General features: G+C 40.5%; 16 protein-coding genes. 1 reads left to right on the top strand and 15 read right to left on the bottom strand.

Annotated elements, in window-relative coordinates:
- Nucleotides 1-44: 44 nt before the first annotated feature.
- Nucleotides 45-908, top strand: coding sequence for a hypothetical protein (locus ACYVFD_RS21800; protein WP_461092617.1), 864 nt, complete (start codon nucleotides 45-47; stop codon nucleotides 906-908).
- Nucleotides 909-1,082: 174 nt separating this feature from the next.
- Here the strand turns inward: ACYVFD_RS21800 and ACYVFD_RS21795 are convergent, their stop codons facing one another.
- The 15 genes from ACYVFD_RS21795 to ACYVFD_RS21725 form a co-directional block, all read right to left on the bottom strand.
- Nucleotides 1,083-1,391 (bottom strand): hypothetical protein, encoded by a 309-nt coding sequence (locus ACYVFD_RS21795; protein ID WP_461092616.1) that lies wholly within the window; start codon nucleotides 1,389-1,391, stop codon nucleotides 1,083-1,085.
- Nucleotides 1,392-1,513: 122 nt separating this feature from the next.
- Nucleotides 1,514-1,825, bottom strand: coding sequence for a hypothetical protein (locus tag ACYVFD_RS21790; RefSeq protein WP_461092615.1), 312 nt, complete (start codon nucleotides 1,823-1,825; stop codon nucleotides 1,514-1,516).
- A gap of 474 nt (nucleotides 1,826-2,299) precedes the next feature.
- Nucleotides 2,300-2,731, bottom strand: coding sequence for a hypothetical protein (locus ACYVFD_RS21785; protein ID WP_461092614.1), 432 nt, complete (start codon nucleotides 2,729-2,731; stop codon nucleotides 2,300-2,302).
- 157 nt (nucleotides 2,732-2,888) lie between these two features.
- Nucleotides 2,889-3,095: a helix-turn-helix domain-containing protein gene (locus ACYVFD_RS21780; protein ID WP_461092613.1), complete on the bottom strand. Its 207-nt coding sequence runs from the start codon at nucleotides 3,093-3,095 to the stop codon at nucleotides 2,889-2,891.
- 451 nt (nucleotides 3,096-3,546) lie between these two features.
- Entirely contained in the window at nucleotides 3,547-4,389 is an 843-nt protein-coding gene (locus ACYVFD_RS21775; RefSeq protein WP_461092612.1) for a hypothetical protein, read from the bottom strand.
- Between the two features lie 5 nt (nucleotides 4,390-4,394).
- A complete protein-coding gene (locus tag ACYVFD_RS21770) occupies nucleotides 4,395-4,841 on the bottom strand; it encodes a hypothetical protein (RefSeq protein WP_461092611.1) in 447 nt (148 codons plus the stop codon).
- A 12-nt stretch (nucleotides 4,842-4,853) separates the two neighbouring features.
- Nucleotides 4,854-8,297 carry an ATP-binding protein gene (locus ACYVFD_RS21765; RefSeq protein WP_461092610.1) on the bottom strand — a complete coding sequence of 1,148 codons (3,444 nt, stop codon included), beginning with the start codon at nucleotides 8,295-8,297 and terminating at the stop codon, nucleotides 4,854-4,856.
- Between the two features lie 600 nt (nucleotides 8,298-8,897).
- On the bottom strand, nucleotides 8,898-12,368 hold the full coding sequence (locus ACYVFD_RS21760; RefSeq protein ID WP_461092609.1) for a hypothetical protein: 3,471 nt from the start codon (nucleotides 12,366-12,368) through the stop codon (nucleotides 8,898-8,900).
- 66 nt (nucleotides 12,369-12,434) lie between these two features.
- Nucleotides 12,435-13,205, bottom strand: a complete 771-nt coding sequence (locus ACYVFD_RS21755; protein WP_461092608.1) for a hypothetical protein — start codon at nucleotides 13,203-13,205, stop codon at nucleotides 12,435-12,437.
- Nucleotides 13,206-13,269: 64 nt separating this feature from the next.
- Nucleotides 13,270-13,527: a hypothetical protein gene (locus ACYVFD_RS21750; protein ID WP_461092607.1), complete on the bottom strand. Its 258-nt coding sequence runs from the start codon at nucleotides 13,525-13,527 to the stop codon at nucleotides 13,270-13,272.
- A gap of 18 nt (nucleotides 13,528-13,545) precedes the next feature.
- Nucleotides 13,546-13,866, bottom strand: a complete 321-nt coding sequence (locus ACYVFD_RS21745) for a hypothetical protein (protein ID WP_461092606.1) — start codon at nucleotides 13,864-13,866, stop codon at nucleotides 13,546-13,548.
- Entirely contained in the window at nucleotides 13,863-14,264 is a 402-nt protein-coding gene (locus ACYVFD_RS21740; RefSeq protein WP_461092605.1) for a hypothetical protein, read from the bottom strand. Before ACYVFD_RS21740 ends, ACYVFD_RS21745 begins: the two co-directional genes overlap by 4 nt.
- 17 nt (nucleotides 14,265-14,281) lie before the next feature.
- Nucleotides 14,282-14,824, bottom strand: a complete 543-nt coding sequence (locus tag ACYVFD_RS21735) for a terminase small subunit (RefSeq protein ID WP_461092604.1) — start codon at nucleotides 14,822-14,824, stop codon at nucleotides 14,282-14,284.
- A gap of 25 nt (nucleotides 14,825-14,849) precedes the next feature.
- Complete coding sequence (locus tag ACYVFD_RS21730) at nucleotides 14,850-15,473, bottom strand: hypothetical protein (RefSeq protein ID WP_461092603.1); 624 nt, start codon at nucleotides 15,471-15,473, stop codon at nucleotides 14,850-14,852.
- 36 nt (nucleotides 15,474-15,509) lie between these two features.
- On the bottom strand, nucleotides 15,510-16,976 hold the full coding sequence (locus ACYVFD_RS21725) for a replicative DNA helicase (RefSeq protein WP_461092602.1): 1,467 nt from the start codon (nucleotides 16,974-16,976) through the stop codon (nucleotides 15,510-15,512).
- Nucleotides 16,977-17,033: the final 57 nt, after the last annotated feature.

Raw genomic sequence — 17,033 nt, 5'->3', positions numbered from 1 at the left:
AATAAATATAAACTATTTTGCCTAACTAATTTAACATTTACATTATGAATGTCAAACAGTATCTAATAAATTTCACAAGTATCGTCAAATGGGATATTGATAAATTAATCGATGTAGCCCGTGCTGGCGAAATTGCTCAAGCTCAGCAAAGTAATAGTGGTCAATATGTGACAGGAACAGTTACGGCGGCTAATTTGACTACTCCACCGACAGGGGCCTTATATTTTGGGGCTAGTGGAGCGGCAGGATCAGGGGCAGGGATTGGCTCAACTAGTTCAGGAAACGGTGTGCAATCTATTATCAGTAGTAGCGCAAGTCTACAGGAAGTCACAAATTCAAACGTTAGTGCAGGTGCAGGTTCAGGCGTCGGTTCAGGCTTACCTTACCAACCACTAGTCGGTAATACCTTCCTTGAACAGCATACGCCAAGTGCTGCAAAGTGTGCTGTACCTATGGCCATGTCTTTGATGGCTACCGCTGAATTTTTGGGTGCTCTTCTCGATGATCCTGCTGTCTGGAGGGCAAGAAATAAATTTGATTGTGCTATTGAAGAGTTTTTTAAGTATGCCGCTTTTCAAATTGTTGACGAAGAGAAAGCTTTGCTTAGGCAATCTTTTCGTAATGGTATGGCGCATAACTTTATGATGCAAGGAGTTGATGTTGCAATTGACTTCCAAAGTCGTTTCAATAATATTAATTATCTCTTTTTTGTAGAAAATAGTCAAGTAATTTTAAATGTTAACAAACTGCAAAAAATTGTTTACGATGTAATGGATAGACTACCAAATGACCAGTCAAAATATACAATAATTGAAGATAGTTTACGAGAATACGAGACCGGGCAGATAGCCCAAAAAACGGCACAGATAGTCAATGACTTTAAATCCTATGCAACAACACGACCATAATCTATCCATTATGTATCAACACAATTAATTAATCCCAAAAGAAGTTTTTGACTTCGCCTACCTTTGCTCTTCTTCGCCATTCACTTAGCATACGTTTAAAGAACTTGCGGGTAGCTGAGCGTTTGTGATACTTACAGGCCAGGCATTGTGAACAGTGACAAAGTATCTTACTGGTTACTCGAAATACGCTCTTAGAACGCGTTTATCGATCTCGCTGCCTTCTATTTTTCTTCCCTCTAAGTAAGCCCGGATTGAAATGACATCATAATATGGCTTTGTCCCTTCGTACCGATGCGCTATAATTCTATTAACTGTTAACTGCCTTAATTTACCGTCTTTGACGCCTAATGCAATCATAGCCTGATTGCGATTCAGCCAACGTTTGCCGGTTAGTAATTCTTTCAAAAAGCCGTTTTCTCGTTCGACGGCTTCGACACGCTTTTCTAGCGCCTGGAAGGCTTCGTAGGAAGGAACTTGTAGCATTTGCATCAATCGTTGAAAATAGTTTTAAACGGCAGTAAGAAGCCAATAGGCCCATACAGCTACTTGTAGTTCGTTCTGGTAGTCTATTTTCATAGCTGTTGAACAATGACAAGGTTTCGGCATTACGCTTTATGAGCCGCCCTAAGAATGCGTCTATCAATTTCCTGCCTGTCAATCTTTCTATCGGCAAGATAATCACGAATCGAAAAAACATCATAAAACGGCCTGGTTCCTTCGTACCGATGAATTAACATACCATTTAGCGTTAGGGCTCGTAATTTATCATCCTTTATACCTAAGGCTATCATAGCCTGATTACGATTCAGCCAGCGATTACCCGTTAATAGCGATTTTAGAAAATCGTATTCCTGTTCTACCCTTTCGATACGCTGAACGTATGCCTGGAATTCTTCAATTGTTGGAACCTGTACCATTTTACTGTTTGATTAACTACTTAACACTTCGGCAAAAGAAGATAATTAGGAATTTGCTACTGATGTTTTCATCTATACAGGTCATAAACGGACGCAAAAAAGGCCGCTAGTGAGGCTAACGACCTTTAATAAATAAGAAACAGTAAGCGCATTGGAAAAGTCCGCAATCGAAAAAGTGCATTATCAGGTTTTGACGATGTCACCGGAAAACTCAAAAGGTGGACGTTCTGCCGATGCGTATAAGCTCACGGTTTCGTGTAGGGAGTTTTTTTATTACCTAACAGGTGTAACCTTTTCGGCCAACCTAACGTCTATTTTAGCGTTATTACAGCCCGGCTAATCGATTGTTTATAAAGGCTGTTTATTACTGTTGAATGGCTTTGACAATAAAGCCTGTGTACTTGCCATTGTGTAGCCAGGATAGCCAAGCAAAGCCACCATAACGCTTTTAGCCAACAACGAACAGTTGTTTGTTTAGTCATCGTCTTCACAGCTTTGCGCGTTGGCTGCTTTGATATAATTGGACTCTATATCGAAGCACTCGAAATACTCCCTTAATTCAGACATAAAACCTACAAGACTTAATAGGGCCGATAATTTGCGTTTTTTCTGACTACTAGTATAGTCCCGGTCTATAATGCAATCACTAACGATTTCGGTTATAATTGGGATTACGTTTGTTTTCCCTAACATCTGTTCGCGGATCGACTCTAATAGGTAGAATAAATACTCTTTACTACCGCTTTGGGTAGCTACTTTCCTCAGAAAGTCGTCACGCCAATCTTCGTCAACGATTGGTGTCAACAGATTGTCAGCCGTAGAAGCTGTTTGGGCCACCTTTTGGGCCGTTGGTGTTGGTTGGGTTGCAAAAGTGCCCCTACCCACGTAGCTTTGCTCCGTGTTCATAAGATTTAACGGTTTTATGTTACACTTCGCCCCAACGACCAGCTGTCCAGGCTTTTAGACGTTGGGGCTTTCGCTATTTAACCAGGTAGCTTTACCTGAATTAGTTTTACAATATTACCAAACTTCTGATATATGGCAAGTTTTTAAGCAAAATAATCTATTTGATAAATGTACTAACCTCTACCCCTAATGCATCAGCAATCCTTTGCAAAGTTTCAATAGTTAAATTTTGTTTACCGCCTTCATAACCATTTACAGCTGGCTCACCAACTCCTAACTTCTCTGCTAGTTCTTTTTGAGTAAGACCATTTGCTTTACGCGCTTCCCGAATATGTTTGCCAACCTTATATTTAATGTCTGCCATCAGCTTTTAGACTTAAAAAAGTTAACCAATATTACTGAAACAATATTGGACTATCAACGAAGACTTATGGTTTACACCTAATCATGAATCAATAGTTGTATTATCAATCAGCCATTAGCAATTACAGCTACCTATGTGTGACAAGTAGAAAGGAAAGCGGGTAAATTACTCCTTTAATGTGCCCATTGCTAAGTCCTCCAAGTGCAATTCGACAAATGATATTTGATTATATAGGCCCTATGAATTGGATTTACAGCTTGATCACGAGCTTTCTCTATAGAATACGTCCGTTTCATCATTCGTTTGCAACAGAGTGCAAAAGATCAATTACTATTAAGGTCAATAGGCCAATTCCCGCTTACATTGCAGTCTCAATCACCATAAGCAAAAAAGCTCTGTTGAATAGAATTAAGAAGAATTACTAAAGTTCAACTAAAATTTTGTCCTTATATTATGATTTTGGTTTATTTCTACTCAAGATAGCTTTGAAAGCTAGAAGTGCTTTATCTTTTATCTCTTTCGACTCAATTTCTGATAAAAAAACTGCCTCCAAAAATGAGGTATCTTTCATCGTCCCTCGTGCAAATAATGTATTAAAGCCTTCCATACGTAAATCTACATCAGTCTGTTCAATTTTTGCACAAGCTATTTCATTATTAATCAAGACATATGTAATTTCATCTATTAGGTTTTGATTAAAAAAGCTTTCAATCGTCCTGCTAAAAATACCAAAATATGTATTAAAATTTGTCTTTTTAGCCTCTTCTAAACCTAGTTCGAAATTTTCTTTAATTGTATTAAACTCTTTGTTATTTCGGTCAAAATCTGATTCTATTTTTTTTTCTTTTACTTCTAACCTAGAAATAGTATCATTAAGTTTCTTTTGTTCAATACTTAATTCATCTACCGCCTTTTCAACAGATTTTTGAGTTATGTCTGCCTTTTGAACCATATCGTTAATACGGTCCAGTTGTTCAAAGTCACGAAATGTAAACAAAACCATAATAGTTAATAATAAAGCCACTGCACCAACGAGTAAACTAGCATTATCTACATCAACACCTTTAGAATCGTCCTTTTTTTCTAAATAAGCATCTACTTGTTTTCCTAATAAGTAGTTAATACTATCTGAAACTACACTTTTAGAACCAGGCTTAGATATTAATCCAATTTTTACTTCACCAATAGGCTTTTGTAAATTATGTATAAAAAAAATTTTATACATAAAGCCTGAAATAATACTTAAGGCTAATAAAGACGAAATCCAATATTTAAAATTTTTTTTAGTAAACATTTTAACTACTTTGATTGGTGTGGTTTGTGTGCCTTTGTAATTTCTTCTAATAGAACAGAGGACCTGACAGGCTTTTCTAATACTATTACTTTTTCACTCTGTAAGTCTTCTTTTAATAAAGCGAAGTTTTTTATATCCATTCTAGCACTCAATATGACTATAGTTAAATGATGATCAGGTGGTATTAATTCTTTTAGTTTTTCATAAAGTACCAAACCGGTTGAGTAACCCAAATCTGCCTTTTTAATATCAATTAAATTCATTCTTTTAGCCTCTTCAGTAACAGGCATCATTACATCGAGGATAACAACATCTATTTTATCCTTATTTTCTCGAAAATAATTATATCCATCATGTACAGTTTGAGCTACGTACACATCATGATCAAATGCTTTTAAATATTCGACTATTGGCTCAATTCGTTTCTCATCATCTATAAATAAGATATTCATATATATAAATGTTTAAGTGTTTTTTGGAAAATAAACGCGAAACATGGTAGGATTGATATTATTAACTACTTTGACAAAACCTCCATGTTGAACCATAATTTGGTGAACAACATATAACCCAATTCCACTTCCACTTGGCACATACTCTTTAGCGTTATCGCTACGATAGCCCCATTCAAACAGCTTTTTCACATCTTCTTGAGGAATACCTATACCCCAATTTTCAATTTCAAAAGTATGCCAATTTGTTGTATTTGGGTATTGCTTAACCTTTTCATACATGGTGTTATAATAAACACCAATATGCCCCCCTTGCAACCCTTTACTTATTGCTTCATCTTTTGTATACGAATAACGTACTGCATTTTTAAAAAGATTGTAAAAAACTTGCTTAAATCTTAAAATATCAACATTCAATTCTATTTCCGCACTATCTTGAGGCTTTAAGTTACTTATTCCTCTTTTAATATTTATCCCTTTTTCTACCTCTGCTTTCCTACGCAGTAAAGCCCATACGTTATCAATTGCGCTTAAAACAGGTTGTGGACGAAGGTCCAAATTACTACCTGACTCTGAGCCTAAATTTACTTGAAAGTCTTGTAAAACTAGACTTAACTGTTCGATTTCGTCAGTTTGAATAGAAAAATACTCTTGTAATTGCCTGGAAAGATTAAGTAACTGTGGTTGTCTTTTTTCCTCATTTTCAGATAAGGTGCGAAATCGTTGCATACGTAAAGCTCCTAATTCATTGTAGCCCATTATTTCCTGGAGCGGGCCTGAGAATTCATGACTGAACGTACCTATAAATCTAAAACGTTCTTTTGTATGAGATAGGTAGTCAATAAAACGAGTAATTATTCCAACAATTAAACTCAAAAATTCTTCATCAAATCGGTTAAAAGTCTTAACAAACCCTTCATTTTTTTTGTATACACAACGAACGACACCTATTACTTCACTCCGTTTCCCAATTGGGGTAGCAATAAAGGCTTTATGGTCATATTTTTCTTGATTATCTATATGTTCAACAAATCTAAAGGATGCATTTTTATTATTTTCCGCATTATTAGTCATAAAGGTTTTACCTTTTTTCAAAACCTCAGTTGTAATACTTTTCTCAGCAGATAATGGATATAAATCTTTATTAATTATTGACGCTGTAGGTAATGGTTTAGTTTTAAACTTATTGCTATAATAGTACTCTGCTGTACTCGCTTTTATAACCATAAAGTTCTTGGTCGAATTTTTAAGAAAAAGAGTACAAGCTTCACATTCCATAGCATCTTTTATAGTAGAAACTAAAACTTTATAAAAAGCTGATTCATCGATCTCTTCAAATGGCAAATTTAACAGGCCATTTTTCAATAAACTCAGTTTTTCATAGCGAGCTTGATAAATTGAATTTTCTAGTAAAGTACTAAAGTGACTAGCAAAATTTTTAAGCCGTTCTTGAAGATGAATATTTAAAAGGAAAGGAAACTGATCTGCTGAAACACGAAGACAAATTATGCCCAAGATATGTTCCCACCATGGCGTACTTGCGTGAGCATTTCCTGTCATATTATGTTTTGCTCTTGTTCGGTAAAAAGGTATAACAAGTAACGATTCAGCGCATATAATAGATTCGTATGCGTTCCAAGAGTTAAGTGAATTTGTAGAGAAATTTTTTTCAGCGATGATCTGAATTTCCATCGCGGTACGATTCATTGATATTGATTCTTGAAAAGCTTGAATAGGTTCTTTAAATTTGGTAAGCAACAAATTGGCAACAAAACATTCGTTACTTTGAACAGGATATGCTAATTCCTTTCCTAGTAATTCTTCTAACTCATTCGCTTCTTTTTCGCCACCATATATAGATTCGTTAGCCTTTACAGTCCTTAAAATTACATGAAGGTTCTCTTCTTTATCTTCGGCAAATCCTTCTTCTATAGGCATCCATAATGATGTAAGATTGCAGTTAAATTCTTGATTTAAATAGTCAAATGCTTTCCTAATTATTAGGTTTGCCTGAGCTTCATTTGTTAGAGTATTAAGAAACTTTTCATCTTCATATTTACCCTGTCTTATCTTAAGTATAGTTGCAACTAATTCTAATTGATTAGCAATTAATTCAATAGTAGATTCATCATCATATGAAAATCCTTCATCGTCAATATGCCCATCTGGATCTAGCTTATTAACCAAATGAATATACCCAACAGGTCGGCCTCGTTCATTACCTAAAACACGTTCGTAAAGTCCTACTAATAAATAGCTTTTATGTTGTTTTGAGGGAATTGCTTTGATCAACTCACTTACTTTGTCATGATTAGCTTCATTGGGAATATTTAAACCTCTTGCTTTACCTTCTTCTGAAGTAAGTACTTTACCTACAAAAGTGTTTGCAAGCGTCCCTCGACTCATATCCGGTGCCATGAATTTATCTTTAGGACCTCCTTTAACAAAAATGGCAATATCTTTAACATTTTGTCCTTCAACACTTCCAATGGCACAGTATTCTACCTGTATTTGCTGACTGATTAAGCTGGCAAAATTTTCTAATTCACTACCAAGAGCTTTTTCAAGTGTTCCATTGGATTCAGGCGAATCTTTTGCTCTTGTCAGTAATATTTTTAGTGCTTCTAACAAAGCTGTACGTTTCTGCTGATCTAGTATAAGATTTTCCTTGGCTTGTTCATAATTAGTATTAGCTAATACTAATTCATCGTGTTTTATCTGTAAACTTTTAGTAAGCGCCTCTTTCTTTTTTTGGCGGTCCTCAACCGTTATCCTTACAAGAGTTGCAAGAGCAATTGAAACAATTAATGAAAAAACTAGTAATTCATTATAATCACTTAGCCGTGTAAATTCTTCCCCATATTCTTTATTGAAGTAAAGCCAGCAAATTGTGACAATCAGCGCACTGCTAAATCCACCACCTGTAAAAAAATAGTACCATTTGTATTTCTCTATTTTCTCCTTCAGTCTCGAAGAATAGGTTGGAAAATAATAAGAATGAAATATTACTAACCAATATAAAAAATGTATTAAATAGACTAACTGTTTAGATACGGTCAGCGGATTAAGTGTTGTGCTTTTCTTAGAAAGCCCAATTAATAATATAGCCATTGACCCATCAAACAAGAGACTCCAACTTATTAATAAATTTATACGTTTTGCCCATACCGAAACCTCATCATCATAGTTTCCAAGTGATATATCTGTGAAGTGTAATTGTGCTGTTTTTGTCTCTAAATAAAAATACGTAATCGAAACTAACCATATATAATTGATAATTATAAATTTAGGAGTGCTAAATGTTGTGTTCAGTAAGTATGGATTTTCTTCACCTCTAAATGCGTAAAAAGTAATAAAAATTACAATCCCGACCCGATAGATTGCATAAACTAAGCGAGGTACTTGCTGTCTAACGTCTTGATTAAGCACTTTGTCAATAAATGATTGATTTTTCATTATTTAATATTTATTTAATGGTGAGGTGTACTTTTGACCTGTTTAGGCATCCGCACTGCTAAAATATTGATTTTCAACCAAAAAGATTACTCATGGCGCTTTTTATATTATACGTCTAATAATACCAGAATATGTCATTTTAATAAATAGTAATCCTTTTACTTAAACTTCAGTCTTTACGCTGCCCTTAATCATAATTCCTCTTTTATAGTATAAAGCTTGTTTTCATTTGTAGTTTTTATTGTCTTTGTTTTAGTATACTTAAGATTATGTTTTTTATCATCGAAATCTAAGGATTTTACTAACGTTTATTTGTTTCATACACTCCTTTATAATTGAAAACGTATATTCACTTCCGCCAAAAGTATGCTTGGTAAACGGAAGGCTCTTTTTTGCCTCCATAATCGAGTAGTAAACCGTTTTAACGAGGAATTTACTTACCTACATGTTTAGTAACTCATAAAAAAGGGTATTTTTCCCGTAATTTTTGGGTATTAAGCTAATGTAGCTTGTAAAGGTGAGCTTATTTAGCTTTGTTGCATTGGTAACAAATAAGCCCGGCGATTAAACCAGGCTTACTTCTTTTTACTGATATTGTATTTATCGCCTACGCCATTCACCATTGACCTTCGTCCAATTGTGGTCATGCTTTCTACTATGGTCTAGCGTCCGTTGATTGGCTTTGATAAACCAGTTTAAAACTCCTCGTTCATCAAACGTAGTCATATTGAACGGTAGCTTTTCGTTAGCCTCCCCAATCGCATCCGCTAAGCGATTTATGGGGAAGTTATCCCAGTTTATCGCCCCGGCCAATTGACGCCCCTGGTAAGCTTCCTGATTTTGCGCTAACTGATACCCGGCTATTGATTGACGATTGGCTTGTCCTACAATCGCATTAGCCTGTAGCATATGTTCGGTCATGTAGTTGGGGTAGATCACGTCGTTACGACCAACCTTAATTAAAGACGGTTTATCTACCAGCTCTAATTTACCGTCGTGTTGCCAGAGTTCCCGGCCCCGTTCGCCCGCAACGGCCGGGCCTGAATAGTTATCATTCGTTATGCCGTCGAAATTCTTACCCGTAAAGTAGGTTGGTAACGGTACGGCCGAAATCGCGGCAATCTCAGCCAGGGCCAACCCGCCCGTAAATAGGGCCGTCGTTGGGTCTTTAATGGCATTGACAGCGGCCGCAATCAGAATATCAAAAATAGCCCGTTGCCGGTTTTGTACGTCCTGTTGGTGCATTAACACCTTACGCTGTTGGGTGTATTTGGCTTCTATCGCACTTTTGGCACTGGCAGAATCCCCGGCCGCGTCCAATTCGGCCTGTTTCTGTTTGTCTAGCTCGGTTAGTCGATTGGCCGTATTTTGTTGTTCGATCTGAAAATAGGCATCTCCTAACGTTTGGCCCAACGCTAACCCAAAATCCCTAAGCTCTTTCTTCTTTTTAGCCGCTTTTTCATCGTCAGATATTTCCTTATCTGTTTTTCGCTTAGACTGAGCTATAGCGTTATCGGCAACCTCTTTATCAAGTTTCTTTTTGTCGTTGGCCGCGTTTTCCTCTTTGGCCTTTTTTAGAGCCGCTATCTGTTCTTCGGCCGCTTTGATTTCGGCCTGGGTTCGTATTGCCTTCGCTTTGTATTCCTGTAGCTTCTGTAGCTTCGCTTCAATTAACGAATCGGACAAAAAACGGTCTTCGTCATACGCGGCCCGGTAAGCCTTTATTTCTGATTGTAGCTGGTTAATATCAATCGTCGCCAACCGGCTTTGTGCATCGTCCGACGTTAGTTTACCGTTGGCCTGTGCTTTTCGCACTTCGGCCCGTTGATCGTCGTAAAACTGTTGGATTTTGACTAACTCGCTTTCGTAGTGTTCGGCGGTCTGTTGGTCGATTTCCTTTAGGTCGTCTACCGTTTCGGTTAGTTCCTTTTTCCAACCGGCCTTTGCAATCTTAACCCGTTCGCGGAAATAATCGCGGTCGGCTTCTAATAGCTGTTCGTCTATCTCCTTCGCTAACTGACTTTGACCTTGCCCGGCCTGTATAAGCAATTGTTTTTGCTCATTGAGCGACGCTACTAAGATTCCTCGTTTTTGTTCGTTGTATTGGCTATCGGTTAACGTACCGTCTTCTTTGTCCCGACCTAAACCGGCAATCGCTTTAGCCGCGTCGGCCTTACTACCCGCTAAAGCTAGTTTTAAGGATTCGCGTTTATAAAGGGTTTCGGCTTCGAGTTTTTCGGTAGCGAGTCGTTTATAGTCGTCGGTTTCAGTCTTACCGGCTTTACGTAGAATTGCCTGACGTTCGGCAATACCGGCCAACGTGATTTGTTTACGCTTTTTGATGAAATCGGCTTCGCTAATTAGTCCGTCCTGTTTGAGTGCTTCTAATTGGGCTAATTCGGTATCGTTGGCGGCTTTCTTGCGGCCTAACGTTTCAGAAAGAACTTTGTCGGCTTCTTTGGCGGCTTTCGCGGCCGCTTCGTCGGCTTTACGCTTCGCATCGTTAACTTTTTGTTGTTCCTGTAATTGCTTACGAAGCTTGTCTGATTCCGGGGTGCTGTTTGGGGTAATTGTTTGCGGGGCGCGTTTACGGGCGTCCCAAGCTTCTGTAACGGCTCCAAAAGGATTGGTGCTAAATTTTAGGAGCGTTGTTAATATCCCCTGTTCCTGGGACATTTGTTTAAGCCCCTTGACAAAACCACCAACAATACCAATTCCCCAATTTAACGCACCCAAAACGGCATTTAAGGCTGGCAAAAAGGTTTGAAATAAATCACTGGCAACGCCCTTTACACCGTCTTTCATGGTTGATAAACGGCCTGAAAACGATTGCGCTAATTTATCCGTTGCGCCTATTACGCCTGGAACCTTACTTAAGCCAATCAGATAATTACTGATTGCCGTACTATTATCGTCAACAGTTGTACGTACCCCCTTAAACGTAAATATGATTTTATCGCCCGATTTACTGGCGTTAATCCCAAACTCAGTCAACCTAGCGAAGTCCCCCTGTTGCGCGTCGGCTATGGCTTCGACATAATCCATAACCGTTTTGTTTTTCGCAACGGCTATATCTGAGATTTCAGTTAGTTGCTCCTTCGTTGGAATAATACCAATATCAACCAAACGGGTATAGGCTTTAGTAACGCCCTCTATGTCGTGCGGGCTGTGGTCGGCAAAATCCCGAATAACCGCGTTTGCTTCTGCGGCCGCTTTCTTATTATTATTTAGCGCGTTTTCGGTCAGTAGGGCTAACTTTTCGTACTCCTGACCAACTTCTAAAACAGCCGCCCCCGCCGACGCGATAACCGCCCCGATACCAGCCGCCGAAGCCGCCCCGCTTAATCCGGTTAAGTCACTGGCAATATTTAACGCCCCGCTTAATTTGGGATAATTACCAACGTGCCGATTGTGAACCTGTTGGTCCGACTCTATTTTTTTTAGAAGCGTTACGCTTTGTTGGTACTGAGCGTTTAAAGCTACAGCCGCTTTATTCTGTTGGTTTATCCTGTCCGTACCTTTTATGTAGGCATCGGGCATAGCGTTTAATTGCTTGTAGAGGTCTTTTGTAGATTCCCGTAAGGCATCTACTGATCCTTCGGCGGCTTTTATGGCCCGGCTTGAAGAATTGGTAGCTGTAACCAGACCATTCAGGGCACGGGTAGTTTGAGTTACTTCGCGCTCGATTTCTTTCTTTCGCTGTAGGTCTTTCTTTTGGGCTAAATCCAGGCTATCGTACTCCTTTTGTAATCCTGAAAGCCGTTTTTGCATCTGGTCGATAACGGCGTTATTCGCATCTATAACCCGGCTATTCTGGCCTAAGACCGTATTTTGATTTCGGTAAGCCGTCGTAACAGCATTAATATCATCTTTAATACCTACCGCCTGTTTGGGGTCTGTCTGAGCAATACGCTGATAAGTAAATAACGTAGTGATCAAACTTTCCAACGACTTTTTAATGCGGTTGTTAGTCGCTTCGACGGTATCGCCATAGGTTTGGTTAGCCTGGGCCAACTCCTGAATTACTTTCAAAATACCTATACGGTCGCCTAAATCATCAAATGTTATCATGACCCGTAGTAATGATTAGAAGTAAAAAAGTGGCAATACGGGCCTGTAGTATTGCCGGGGTATTCATTAATCTAGCTTACTTTTCGACTGACGGCGGTACTTACTCTGTAATTCGGTGATATAAGACCAGAAGGTAAACGAGGGGGTTTGGTCGTCTACCGGCAATCCCTCAGTCAAAAGCAGAAATTTATTCTTTCGGTAAGCATTTCGAATCGCATCAGGGACATTGCCTCTACCATTCATCAGGGGCGGTTTGATGCTTTCTAAGAAATCCCGTTCAACCCCCTTGCGCCGGGATTCGAGGCTAGGGTCGTCAGGTTGTACGATCTCGTCAATCTGAACGAGTAACGCCCGTTGTATACGTTCTTCGGCCTCAGTCTGGGTATCCGGGAAATGCATCGGAAATTCCTGTTGTAGGGGCTTAATAATCTTTTCGTACAACGGCTTAATTGCTTCGGCGTGTTCCTGACAAATACCCATTTCACTGAGCTTAAGGGCTAACACTTCAACCCCATCGGGAGAGCAATCATCCCAGGGTTGGCCGTCTACGGATTCGACCAGACAGCACAGGGCAAGAATATTGGGGGCTATCTGTTTGTGCATCAGGCCAAAGAGCAAATAGCGTGAGTTGTTCAGCGCGTTCATTTGAGCCTGGATGTCGTCGGTTTGAGTCAAGGCCAACATGGTTTCAAAATGCCGGTCAACATCTTCGGTCGTTGACCCAATAGCGGCATGAATCAGGCTGTAGTACGCATAGTCGATTCGCCGGGCTTCGGGTAGTTTATAGGACGAATCATAGAGTAAGGCCGTTCCTTTGGGCAACCGTAAGGTAAACATAAGTCGTTGAGGGGATTTGACTAACGCTCACGGGCCTGTAGCAAGCAGTTAGCGAATGTAACGATTAATATTGAAGTATTGGGCGGGTTGTTTCCGGGTAATTGTCCAACCAGAAATTAACGATGTATTCGTATTGCTCCTGTGTGATTTCGCCAGCTTCAAAATGCTGTTTACGGTGAGTTAAAACGTTTTCCATGCACTTTGGCCAATCGTCGTCAGTGTCTCGGCCATACTCTTTTAGAATGAGGTGCGTACCCCGTAATAGATCAAACTGAAGCGCTATACTTTCCTCGAAGGTTATTGTTTCTGTGTTCGTGTCCATATCGTATCAATGATGTTTTTAGGAGTTGAGTGGAGGCATACTATCGAACATTTTTTGCCAACGGCTATTCCTCTGATTGTTCGGAAGGATAGCGATTACCCCCGACGCCTTTTCACGCATTTGGGCTTGGGTTAAATACTCAAATATGTCTTTATCGCCTAATTGATAAAGCGTCTTGACGGGCCGCTCATCGTCAGGATTGCCAAACCAACCTTTCGGCGCTCCGTCAACGAGAAACACGATAGGGGCTTCGTTCTGCTCTTGCTTTAGCGCCTGTAGTTTGGTTAAGTCACCTTGTAGGGCTTGGGTTAATACGGCAATCTTTTGGGTTCGATTCATGAGTAAATACGGGCTTTTAACCAGGCTATTTCGTTATCTAATGCAATATCCTCAGCCGTCTTTTCGGTGCTGTCGTCTTCTAGCAGAGCTATTTTAGCTTCGAGTTCAGTAATCTGTTGGTCTAGTTCTTCATCGGTTAATGAAGCCGGGTCTACATACTCTTCACCCCACTGTTGGGCTTCTAACTTCCGAAGATGTATTAACTGATCGTCGATTAATAAGCGACGGTCGATGCCTACGCCCGACTGAAACAGCAGGGTTAGCATCTTATCGGACATAGTCCGTAAGTCATCTTTAGTCAGTGGTTCAGTGAGCCACTTTTGTTTGAGTTGGCGTAAGCGGGCCGTGTTACCTTGCAGGGCTTGCGCTAACAGCGTGATTTTTTCGAATCGTGTCATAGTTTGTACGGTTTCAGTTAGTCAAGTTTATTCATTGCCCTAGTCAATATTTCGTCTATTTGGTCCTCTGTTAGGTTAGACAAGTCAATTTTTGTATTAGCCCGGACATACACCTGTAAGAGTTTATCAACGGCATCTTTGGCGTCGTGTAACTCGATTTCGGTATGGGTTTCCTCGATTTTATCGCCGGTCGGTGTCGTGCGAACAATCTTGCGTTGTCGGATTTTCTTCAGTAAATCCCGGTTTGCTTTAGCCTCATCGGAGGTCAGCGTAAGTTCACCTTCTTCGGTTAGAAAGTATTCCATTGTGCCCCGTCCATAAGCTGTCATTCGGCCAAGCGCTTCGCCTTTGCTCATGGCCGTTTGCTCCATTAACTGCGAAATAGCGGCTAAAATGTCAGCATTTGTCAGCAATCGGTACGCTTCCTGCCTGCAACCCGATTCGGCATAACCCGCTTCACGTGCGGCCCGCGCTCCGTTTCGATACTGACAGAAAAGCTCTACAAAAAGGCGTTGCTTTTCGTTTAGCTTGTCAAATGGACTAGGTTGCTGCGATTCCATAGTGGTAGTAGATTATACAGGTGGATTATTGAGGACTGAATAGGTCTAGTATTGCTTCAGAACAGGTTAGTATATCTCCACCCCTATGCGCACTCAGTAGCCCTGTTGCCTGCTCATAGAATAAGTTGTAATGGTCCAGACAATATTCCACTTGTACCGCTTTGATTTCCTCGTTGACTCTTCGTTGATGTTCTGATTCAGTATTATACCAAGGTTGCTTACTATCCATTTGATGAAAAGAAGCCTGCTTTTGCTGTTGAATCTTAGAAAAAGTGAGCGACAGTTGCAGTAGTTCGCCATAGTGTTCAATCCGATCAGGTAAGTCATCGGGGCTGTCACAGTTAAAGCAGACGTCTAATTCATCAAATGGATCGAATACGCCCCCTGTATCGTCTCTCCACCTCTCAAACACCTCGATATAGGGACCGAAGTTGCCATCTACAAAGTCGCTGCAAACCTGGTGGAGCTTAAACAGTTTTGCCTCCAGGTTTTCGGCTTGCCAACGGGTTTTGACCGTTACGGCGAATACCTCATCCGGTATTTGAGTCGCTTCACCGCCCGAATTGAAACAGAGAATTTGTAGCAATTCATAATTGGTAAGCGCTTCATTCGCTAATTCACTAATGTGTTCCAGATTTATAAGTGCCATATTGGGTTGAATTAGTAATAGAGATAGTCGAATACATTAAAAGCCTTCTTGCCCTGGCTGGACTTGATTCAATTCCCAGGCAGGTTGGATGAGCGGGGCTTGATCGGCTATACGATTGGTGGCTACGTCCGTCCAAAACACTGCCGTTCCTGTTTCACCGTCTCGATTCTTAACTAGGCCGTATTCGAGCAGATGGTCAAATACCGGCTCTATATAGCTTTCTCCGGTCTGCTCGGCTGAATCGCGGGCCGCTTTCTCTTTATAATAGTCGTCGCGATACAGCATGATGATTACGCTTGCATCCTGCTCGAATTGGCCGGTATTGCGTAAATCTGACATACCTGCCCGTTTGCTACCCGTTCGGCCTTCAACGCCCCGGTTTAATTGCGCTAGTTCGATAATCGGACACCCTAACCGCCGTTGTAGCTGTTTGAGCTTCTTACTGACACTGGTTAAGACCTCGTATTCGTTGGTTGTCTTTACCGTTCTATCGGTCATTAACTGTACGTAGTCGATAACGACCAGGCCAATCCCAAAGCGCTTTTTCCAGTGTAGTAGCTTATAAGTTAAATCGTTTATATCGCGGTTGTAATCGTCGTAAAAGTGTATCGGTAAACGTTCGATTAATCCGGCCGCTTTGTGAATTTGGGCAAACTCCTGTTCGGTCAAATTGCCTTTCTTCATCCGGCCGTACTCGATTTTCGTTTCGGACGAAATAAGTCGATTAATCATGGACTTGGTTGGCATTTCCAGCGATAAGAATGCAACGGGTACGCCTTCACGGGCGGCTGAAATGGTATGGTATAACCCAGCTACACTTTTGCCCATGCCCGGCCTTCCAGCAATCATAATTACATCTGAATCCTGCCATCCGCCTAGGTTACGATTTAGCTTGCCCAAGCCCGTTGTAATGCCTGTAAGCGACCCCGGTTTACGCATGGCCAATTCCATACTTTTCAGGGATTCGCTCACTGATTCGGTTAGTGTTGGGTCAGCACCAAACGATAACCCGGCTGAAACCGATTCTGCCGCCTGGGTCATTAAATCGGTTATGGCGCTAACGGTATCGCCTAAACGTACTGATGAAAGAATCTTACCGGCCGATTCAACGGCTAAGCGCTTTATCCACAAACTCCGCAAGTAGACACAGGTATCAACAAACTCAAATGCTTTGGCTTCGTAGGGTAGATCAATCAGGCTAATACCCAGTTCCAATAATTTAGCCGCTGTACCATTGACATTCATGTACTGCAAAACGGTACCAAGTCGAATAGGCTTGCCTTCGGCCTCCATCGCGCAAAGGGTGTCATACAGAAGCCGATACCCTTCATGAGCGAATACGTCAGCACTACCAAGTAGTTCGCGGGCATCGGTCAGTAGCTTTGACAAGTCCAATAGCATAGCTACTAAAGCTCGTTCGGCGCTGGCATCCAATAATAGTACGGGATTATCGGAGTCGTTAGTAGGGGCGTTGGCTCTTTTGGCGTTGTAGTTTCTGTTCATACTCTAAAAGAAGTTGGGCTTCGTCCTGTTCCTCTTGGCTCACCGGTATTGGTGGCG

The organism is Spirosoma gilvum (assembly GCF_054776815.1).
Note: the sequence above shows the minus strand (reverse complement) of the source record. Positions and strands in the feature narration are given on the sequence as shown.

Excerpts from the sequence above, each read along its gene's own strand:
- ACYVFD_RS21795 (WP_461092616.1), bottom strand. The coding sequence starts at position 1,391 with ATGCTACAAGTTCCTTCCTACGAAGCCTTCCAGGCGCTAGAAAAGCGT.
- ACYVFD_RS21725 (WP_461092602.1), bottom strand. The coding sequence starts at position 16,976 with ATGAACAGAAACTACAACGCCAAAAGAGCCAACGCCCCTACTAACGAC.
- ACYVFD_RS21770 (WP_461092611.1), bottom strand. The coding sequence starts at position 4,841 with ATGAATATCTTATTTATAGATGATGAGAAACGAATTGAGCCAATAGTC.
- ACYVFD_RS21755 (WP_461092608.1), bottom strand. The coding sequence starts at position 13,205 with ATGTTTACCTTACGGTTGCCCAAAGGAACGGCCTTACTCTATGATTCG.
- ACYVFD_RS21765 (WP_461092610.1), bottom strand. The coding sequence starts at position 8,297 with ATGAAAAATCAATCATTTATTGACAAAGTGCTTAATCAAGACGTTAGA.
- ACYVFD_RS21790 (WP_461092615.1), bottom strand. The coding sequence starts at position 1,825 with ATGGTACAGGTTCCAACAATTGAAGAATTCCAGGCATACGTTCAGCGT.
- ACYVFD_RS21780 (WP_461092613.1), bottom strand. The coding sequence starts at position 3,095 with ATGGCAGACATTAAATATAAGGTTGGCAAACATATTCGGGAAGCGCGT.
- ACYVFD_RS21740 (WP_461092605.1), bottom strand. The coding sequence starts at position 14,264 with ATGACACGATTCGAAAAAATCACGCTGTTAGCGCAAGCCCTGCAAGGT.
- ACYVFD_RS21730 (WP_461092603.1), bottom strand. The coding sequence starts at position 15,473 with ATGGCACTTATAAATCTGGAACACATTAGTGAATTAGCGAATGAAGCG.
- ACYVFD_RS21775 (WP_461092612.1), bottom strand. The coding sequence starts at position 4,389 with ATGTTTACTAAAAAAAATTTTAAATATTGGATTTCGTCTTTATTAGCC.
- ACYVFD_RS21800 (WP_461092617.1), top strand. The coding sequence starts at position 45 with ATGAATGTCAAACAGTATCTAATAAATTTCACAAGTATCGTCAAATGG.
- ACYVFD_RS21750 (WP_461092607.1), bottom strand. The coding sequence starts at position 13,527 with ATGGACACGAACACAGAAACAATAACCTTCGAGGAAAGTATAGCGCTT.
- ACYVFD_RS21735 (WP_461092604.1), bottom strand. The coding sequence starts at position 14,824 with ATGGAATCGCAGCAACCTAGTCCATTTGACAAGCTAAACGAAAAGCAA.
- ACYVFD_RS21785 (WP_461092614.1), bottom strand. The coding sequence starts at position 2,731 with ATGAACACGGAGCAAAGCTACGTGGGTAGGGGCACTTTTGCAACCCAA.
- ACYVFD_RS21745 (WP_461092606.1), bottom strand. The coding sequence starts at position 13,866 with ATGAATCGAACCCAAAAGATTGCCGTATTAACCCAAGCCCTACAAGGT.
- ACYVFD_RS21760 (WP_461092609.1), bottom strand. The coding sequence starts at position 12,368 with ATGATAACATTTGATGATTTAGGCGACCGTATAGGTATTTTGAAAGTA.